At 65.9% G+C, this 6,000-nt stretch carries 6 protein-coding genes; 1 reads left to right on the plus strand and 5 read right to left on the minus strand.

All coding sequences use genetic code 11. From position 1 onward, the window contains the following. Positions 1-93: 93 nt before the first annotated feature. On the plus strand, positions 94-2,157 hold the full coding sequence (locus ACZ6YI_RS21175) for an EAL domain-containing protein (RefSeq protein WP_440329214.1): 2,064 nt from the start codon (positions 94-96) through the stop codon (positions 2,155-2,157). A gap of 146 nt (positions 2,158-2,303) precedes the next feature. On the opposite strand, the gene rplS is transcribed toward ACZ6YI_RS21175, so the two are convergent. The 5 genes from rplS to ffh all read right to left on the minus strand — a co-directional run bounded on the left by rplS (position 2,304) and on the right by ffh (position 5,791). Then, positions 2,304-2,699, minus strand: coding sequence for a 50S ribosomal protein L19 (gene rplS, locus ACZ6YI_RS21180; RefSeq protein WP_465780347.1), 396 nt, complete (start codon positions 2,697-2,699; stop codon positions 2,304-2,306). Between the two features lie 12 nt (positions 2,700-2,711). Further along, entirely contained in the window at positions 2,712-3,494 is a 783-nt protein-coding gene (trmD, locus tag ACZ6YI_RS21185; RefSeq protein ID WP_440329210.1) for a tRNA (guanosine(37)-N1)-methyltransferase TrmD, read from the minus strand. Between the two features lie 18 nt (positions 3,495-3,512). Further along, on the minus strand, positions 3,513-4,028 hold the full coding sequence (gene rimM / locus ACZ6YI_RS21190) for a ribosome maturation factor RimM (RefSeq protein WP_440329208.1): 516 nt from the start codon (positions 4,026-4,028) through the stop codon (positions 3,513-3,515). Further along, entirely contained in the window at positions 4,028-4,279 is a 252-nt protein-coding gene (rpsP, locus tag ACZ6YI_RS21195) for a 30S ribosomal protein S16 (protein ID WP_139983897.1), read from the minus strand. Before rpsP ends, rimM begins: the two co-directional genes overlap by 1 nt. 132 nt (positions 4,280-4,411) lie before the next feature. Beyond that, the gene (gene ffh / locus ACZ6YI_RS21200) at positions 4,412-5,791 is read right to left on the minus strand and encodes a signal recognition particle protein (RefSeq protein ID WP_465780348.1); all 1,380 of its coding nucleotides are present in this window, start codon (positions 5,789-5,791) and stop codon (positions 4,412-4,414) included. Positions 5,792-6,000: the final 209 nt, after the last annotated feature.

Consider the following 6,000-nt stretch of genomic DNA (forward strand, 5'->3'; position numbering starts at 1 on the left):
CCATCCTGCCGGTAAACCCGGCGGGACCGCGCGACAGGGGGCGCACACTGGAGTCCGGTGTGCCGGGGTGGAACTGCGGTAGCCAATAAAAGCATGAAACACGACAACGTCATTCGCGTCCTCTTCATCGAATCGTCGGTGGAAGAGGCGGAACTCCTGATCAATGTCCTGCGCAACGGCGGTATCGCCGTGCGGGCATCCCGGGCCACCAACCCGGATGAGATCCAGGCGTGCCTGGCCGAGCAGGTGCCCGACCTGGTCCTGATGAATCCGACGGTCCCGGGGATCGAGCCTGCCCACGTGCTGCGCCAGCTCGACGCCAGCGGCCGCGACCTCGCGGTCATCGCCGTGCTCGAGCACCTCGACGACGACGAGGTCTCCGACCTGCTCTCCGGCGGCGTCCGCGGCGTCGCCCTGCGCAAGCGCAACGACCAGATCCTGGCCACGGTGCATCGCGAGTTCCAGTCGCTGTCCATGCGCCGCCAGGTGCGCCGCCTGGAAACGGCACTTCGTGAAACGGAACGCCGCTGCGATTCCCTGCTCGATTCGTCGCGCGACGCCATCGCCTACGTCCATGAAGGCATGCATGTGCGCGTGAACCAGGCCTACCTCGAGGCCTTTGGCTTCGCCGAATACGACGACATCATCGGCCTGCCGATCCTGGACCTGATTTCCGGGACCCACGCCGACGATTTCAAGAACGCCCTGCGTGGCGTATCCAAGGGTGAGAAGACCCCGCCCCCGATGGAGCTGCTGGCGCGTCGCGATGACAGCAGCACCTTCAAGGCCGTGGTCGAGTTCGCCCAGGCGACATTCGAGGGCGAAGCCTGCCTGCAGATCGTGTTCCGCCAGCAGACCGTGGACCCCGCCCTCGTGGCGCAGCTGTACCAGGATCCGGTCACCGGCCTGTTCAACCGCGCCCGCACGCTCGAGCACATCGACGAAGCCGTCGCAGCCGCCGCGGCGGGTCGCGCTGGCCAGGCTGTCCTGCTGATCGAGCCTGACAACTGGAAGGAGCTGGTCGCCAGCGCGGGCATCGCCAATGCGGACCAGGTGCTCGCCAGCCTGGCCACGCGGATCAAGGACGCGCTGGACGAAGAGGACATCCCCGGCGTGCTCGGCGACCACACCTTCGGCATCGTGCTCGCCCCGCGCGGGGACCTGGAGCACGCGGCCCTCACCGAACGCCTGCGCGCCAGCATCGCCGACGCGATCGTCGATGCTGGCACCCGCTCGCTCAGCGTCACGGTCACCGTCGGCGGCACGCTGCTGGCGGAAAAGAACGCCAACGCGGAAACCGTCCTCGACCAGGCTAGCGCCGCACTGCGCAACGCGCAGAACCAGGGTGGCAACCGCGTCGAGCTGCACGACCCTGCCGCTCGTGAAAAGGCGGACGCCGAGCGCGAGCAGTACTGGCTGGATCTCGTTCGCGAGGCGCTCGCCCAGGACGGCCTGCGCCTGTACCACCAGCAGATCATCAGCCTGCAGGATGCGGCGGGCGAGTACTACGACATCCTGGTCCGCATGCGCGGGCCCAAGGGTGACGTGCTGCCTTCGTACTTCTTCCCCGTCGCCGAGCGTAACGGCCTCCTGCCGGCGATCGATCGCTGGGTGCTGGGCCACGCCATCGACGCCCTCGTGCACCGCGAGAACGATGGCCTGACGACTACCTACTTCGTGAAGATCACCGCGCAGTCGCTGGAAGATCCGGACCTGCTGCCGTGGCTGAAGCGCCGCCTGGAGACCGCCAAGCTGCGTCGCAGCCAGCTGGTCATCGCCATGCCGGAATCGAAGGTGTTGACGATGTTGCGCAAGGCCCAGGAATTCTCGGTGGGCTGGCGCCAGTCGGGCGGCAAATTCGCGGTCGAGCAGTTCGGTTCCGGCCTGAACTCGTTCCAGATGCTCAACCACGTCGAGGCCGACTTCCTGAAGATCGACCGCAGCTACATGACCGACCTGCCGCAGCACCCGGAAAACCAGAAGCGCATTTCGGAGATCTGCAAGGAAGGCCATGCGACCGGCAAGCAGACCGTGGCCGAATGGGTCGAGGATGCCGTGAGCACCTCGCTGCTGTTCGCTTGCGGCGTCGATTTCGTGCAGGGCAACTTCCTGCAGGAGCCGGCGAAGGTGCTGGCCGAGGAATACTTGCCGGTCTGACACTGTGGGAGCGCGCTTGCGCGCGATGGTTCTGGCCGCAAGCACCCATCGCTCGCAAGCTCACTCCCACAAGCGCTCGGACGCCACGCACAACAAAAAAGCCCGCGATCGCTCGCGGGCTTTTTCGTATGCCTTGCAGCAACCGATTACTCGGCGGCGGCGGCAGCCTTCTTCGCGGCCTTGGCGGCAGCGGCGGCGGCCACGTCTTCCTTGATGCGGGCAGCCTTGCCTTCGAGGCCACGCAGGAAGTACAGCTTGGCGCCGCGGACCTTGCCCTTGCGCTTCACTTCGACCGAGTCGATGGCCTGGCTGTGCGACTGGAACACGCGCTCGACGCCGGTGCCGTGCGAGATCTTGCGCACGGTGAAGGCGGAGTGCAGGCCACGGCTACGCTTGGCGATGCAGATACCTTCGAACGCCTGGACGCGCTCGCGGTTGCCTTCCTTGACCTTGACGTTAACGACCACGGTGTCGCCAGGGCCGAAATCCGGCAGCTGGCGGGTGATCTGCTCGGCTTCGAACTGTTGGAGAAGTTTGTTCATGGCACACACCTGTCAATATTTGTTACGGCGGTCGTCGCCGGCCGCACCGTTTGGCCGTGCATATTCACGGCGGAATTCATCCAGCAAAGCCCGGGACTCATCATCCAGGACCAGCTGCGTTAGCAGATCCGGCCGGCGCAGCCAGGTTCGACCTAGCGACTGCTTGCGACGCCACCGGGCAATAGCCGCGTGGTCGCCGGAAAGCAGCACCTCCGGCACGCCACCCCATGCGTCGTGCTGCACGGGACGGGTGTAGTGCGGGCAATCCAGCAAGCCGTCCGAGAACGAATCCTGCTGGTGGGACTGCGCATCGTTCAATGCGCCTTCCTGCAGACGACCCACCGCATCGATAACCACCGCTGCGCCGAGCTCCCCGCCAGACAGCACATAATCGCCGATTGAGAGCTCTTCGTCGACCTCGTGCTGGACAAAGCGTTCGTCCACACCTTCATAACGTCCACAGATCAGGGCGATTCGCGGCATGTTTGCCAGCGCTTCCACCCGTTTCTGCGTCAGCCGCGCGCCTTGCGGGCTGAGGTAGATCACGTGCACCGGTTCCGGTGCCGCTTCCCGAACCGCCGCCAGCGTCGCTCGCAGGGGCTCGATCAGCATCACCATGCCTGGTCCACCGCCGAAGGGGCGGCCATCCACGGTGCGATAATTGTCGGTGGCGAAGTCGCGCGGGTTCCAGGCCTCGACCTGGAGCAGCTCGCGCTGCTGCGCCCTTCCCACCACCCCGATACCGGCCGACTGGCGGACGAAATCGGGAAACAGCGTTACCACGTCGATGCGCATGACTTCAGGTACCGCTGCTCAGAACTCGGGGTCCCAGTCCACCACGATGCGGCCAGCGTCGAAATCGACGGACTGCACGTAGGGGCCCTGGACGAACGGGACCAGACGCTCTTTCTCACCATCCTTGACCACCATGACGTCGTTGGCGCCGGTGGAGAACAGATGGCTTACCCGGCCGAGCGAGACATTTTCCGTGGTGACGACCTCGAGGTTTTCGAGATCGAACCAGTAGAACTCGCCCGGTGCGGGAGGCGGCAGTGCGTCACGCGAGACCGTGATCTCGCAGCCGACCAGCGTTGCCGCCTGGTCACGATCCTCGATACCTGGCAGGGAGGCGACGATGCCCTTGCCCTGCGCGTTACCTCGGATCCCGCTCATCTCCCGTTCCACGCCCGGCGCGGTCAGCAGCCATGGCTGGTACCGGAAGATCTGGAGGCGGGGCTCGGTCCAGCTTTCGAGCTTGACCTGGCCCTGCACACCATGGAGCCCAACGATGCGCCCTACGCGGACGCGCCTGCCAGGCTCACTCGACATCAGGCAGCCAGCTTGCCGGCTTCCTTGACGAGCGCGCGGACCTTATCGGTCAGCTGAGCGCCCTTGGCCACCCAGGCGTTGACCTTTGCGACGTCGAGCTCGAGACGCTTGTCAGCGCCCGAAGCGACCGGGTTGTAGTAGCCAACACGCTCGATGTTACGGCCGTCGCGCGGGCTGCGCTGGTCGGTCACAACGATGTGATAAAACGGACGGCCCTTGGCGCCACCGCGCGAAAGACGAATCTTGACCATAAGTTACGTGCTCCAGAGTGCCGGATGCCGGCAAGGCGCGCGCGAGAAGCGGGCGCGGTAAAGCCGGACATTTTAGCTAAAGTTTTCAGAAATGGAAGTACCTGCGGGCACTTCCGTGACCTCACGGCCGTTTTAGCGCGGCGGCATCATCCCGCCCATGCCGCCCATGCCCTTCATCGCGCCACGCATCTGGCGCATGAGGCCCTTGCTGCCGCCCTTGGACAGCTTGGACATCATCTTTTCCATCTGCATGAACTGCTTCAGCAGGCGGTTCACATCGGCCGGCTGGGTGCCCGAACCACGGGCGACACGGGCCTTGCGCGAGCCGTTCAGGAGATCCGGGTGGCGGCGCTCCTTCTTGGTCATCGAGCCGATGATGGCGACCATTTTCTTCAGTTCGCCGTCGTTGACCTTCGATTTGACGTTCTCAGGCAGGCTGGAGACGCCGGGCAACTTGTCCATGAGACCGGCCAGGCCGCCCATGTTGTTCATCTGCTCGAGCTGGTCGCGCATGTCGTTGAGATCGAAGCGCTTGCCCTTCATGACCTTCTCGGCCAGCTTCTGGGCTTTCTCATGGTCGACCTTGCGCTCGACTTCCTCGACCAGCGACAGCACGTCGCCCATGCCGAGGATGCGCTGGGCGACACGATCCGGATGGAACGGCTCAAGCGCGTCGGTCTTTTCACCCGCACCCAGGAACTTGATGGGGCGGCCGGTGACATAGCGCACCGACAGGGCCGCACCGCCACGGGCGTCACCGTCGGTCTTGGTGAGGACCACGCCGGTGAGCGGCAGCGCGTCGGAGAACGCCTTCGCGACGTTGGCCGCGTCCTGGCCCGTCATCGAATCGACGACGAACAGGGTTTCAATCGGATTGATGGCGCCGTGGAGGGCCTTGATCTCCTCCATCATCGCTTCGTCGACATGCAAGCGGCCGGCGGTATCCACCAGCAGCACGTCGATGACTTCGCGGCGCGCGGCAGCCACGGCCGCCTTCGCGATATCGACCGGGTTCTGCCCGGCTTCCGACGGGAAGAACGCGACATCGACCTGGGTGGCGAGGGTGCGCAGCTGCTCGATGGCGGCCGGACGGTACACGTCGCAGCTGACCACCATGACGCGCTTCTTCTTGCGCTCCTTGAGGAAGCGCGCGAGCTTGCCGACCGTGGTGGTCTTGCCCGCGCCCTGCAGGCCAGCCATGAGGACGACGGCGGGCGGCTGGGCGGCGAGGTTCAGTTCGCTGTTGGCGACGCCCATCACGGCGGTGAGCTCGTCGCTGACGACCTTCACCAGCGCCTGGCCGGGCGACAGGCTCTTCATCACATCCTGGCCGATGGCGCGGACCTTCACGCGCTCGACCAGCGCCTTCACCACCGGCAGGGCCACGTCGGCCTCGAGCAGGGCGATGCGGACCTCGCGCAGGGTTTCGCGGATGTTTTCCTCGGTCAGCCGGCCGCGACCACGCAGGCGGTTGACGGTATCGGAGAGGCGTTGGCTGAGCGATTCAAACATGGCGAGAGCCGTCGGGGTATTCGTAAACGACGGATTATAGCGGGATCGCTGCACGATGGGGCCTCGCCCGCCCGTTGTGGGAGCGGGGGGGGGGGCGCGGGGGGGGGGGGCCCCCCCCAACCCCCCCCCCCCCCCCCCCCCCCCCCGGGGGGGGGGGGGGGGTGGGGGGACAACACCCCCCGGCCACCCCCACGGGCCGGCGGGAGGGG

It is taken from the genome of Luteibacter sp. NPDC104163 (assembly GCF_055584245.1).

What these genes read in the sequence shown, in the direction of transcription:
- ACZ6YI_RS21175 (WP_440329214.1), top strand. Translation starts at nt 94, where the DNA reads ATGAAACACGACAACGTCATTCGCGTCCTCTTCATCGAATCGTCGGTG.
- rplS (WP_465780347.1), bottom strand. Translation starts at nt 2,699, where the DNA reads ATGAACAAACTTCTCCAACAGTTCGAAGCCGAGCAGATCACCCGCCAG.
- trmD (WP_440329210.1), bottom strand. Translation starts at nt 3,494, where the DNA reads ATGCGCATCGACGTGGTAACGCTGTTTCCCGATTTCGTCCGCCAGTCG.
- rimM (WP_440329208.1), bottom strand. Translation starts at nt 4,028, where the DNA reads ATGTCGAGTGAGCCTGGCAGGCGCGTCCGCGTAGGGCGCATCGTTGGG.
- rpsP (WP_139983897.1), bottom strand. Translation starts at nt 4,279, where the DNA reads ATGGTCAAGATTCGTCTTTCGCGCGGTGGCGCCAAGGGCCGTCCGTTT.
- ffh (WP_465780348.1), bottom strand. Translation starts at nt 5,791, where the DNA reads ATGTTTGAATCGCTCAGCCAACGCCTCTCCGATACCGTCAACCGCCTG.